1 protein-coding gene is annotated in these 815 nt (G+C 59.3%); it reads right to left on the bottom strand.

The features are described from left to right. Window positions 1-112: 112 nt before the first annotated feature. Window positions 113-815, bottom strand: a 703-nt coding sequence (locus tag AABE10_RS36590) for a DUF5131 family protein (RefSeq protein WP_342937846.1), incomplete at its 5' end; no start/stop codon positions are given.

The raw sequence follows: 815 nt of genomic DNA, 5'->3' as shown, positions 1-815 counted from the left end.
ATGGGTAGAGCTGTTCGTACATTTCCCGGAATCCCGCGTTCCAATATCTATCCTGGATTATCGTTGGACATTAGAGACGCGAGAAGCCTGATTTACATCCAGAAAAGGTTCTTTATTCAGAGGCGGATAATAGAAGAGGGGAAATCCGGGGAAAATCATCGTGGATGCGGCCATCAAGCATCCGCCCAGCGGCTTTTTTACCGATGCGGTCCATCGTCTGACGGAACGGGTTGGGGCCTTGGGGATTCCAGTGGTCGTTGTAGTCGAAAAAGCCGCTCTTGATTCTCGATCGGTCGCGCTCGATCAAATCGCCACCAGCAGATAGATTACCCGGCGCCCATTCACCCCATTGCTTGAAGTGGTACGCAACACCGGCGGCGGCGCATTGGTCGCGCAGCGATCGCGCCCATGATGGATGCATCGGGCGCGCACCGCGGCCGCTCTCACCGCCAACGAAGATGCCGTCGATCATCGGTGGGGCCTGGAGTTCGTTCGGCTTGCCCCAAGGGCCAATCCAGTCGTACAGGCTGACGAGACCGAGCAAAGGTTCCATCGAGAGGAAGCGGGTGCCAACGGGCGCGTCAATCAGCTTCTCAATATCCCGGTCGGCTTCTGCCTGGTTGACGATCGTCGCGCCGAGCCATACGTTGTCAGGGGTGCCGTCGGGGAACATGGCGCGGAGCAGCGTGGACGCGTTCCCGATGCGCTTGGTCAGAAGCATCCAGATCAGGTGCGGCGTGGCGAGGATGAGCTGGCCGAATCGCTCACGCGCACCCGCCGGCGCAGCATTGTCGAACGGATCGCAAACGCTGGGA

Source organism: Paraburkholderia diazotrophica (assembly GCF_038900755.1).
Classification (GTDB): Bacteria; Pseudomonadota; Gammaproteobacteria; order Burkholderiales; family Burkholderiaceae; genus Paraburkholderia; species Paraburkholderia diazotrophica_A.
This window is presented reverse-complemented; position numbering and strand designations above follow the sequence as displayed.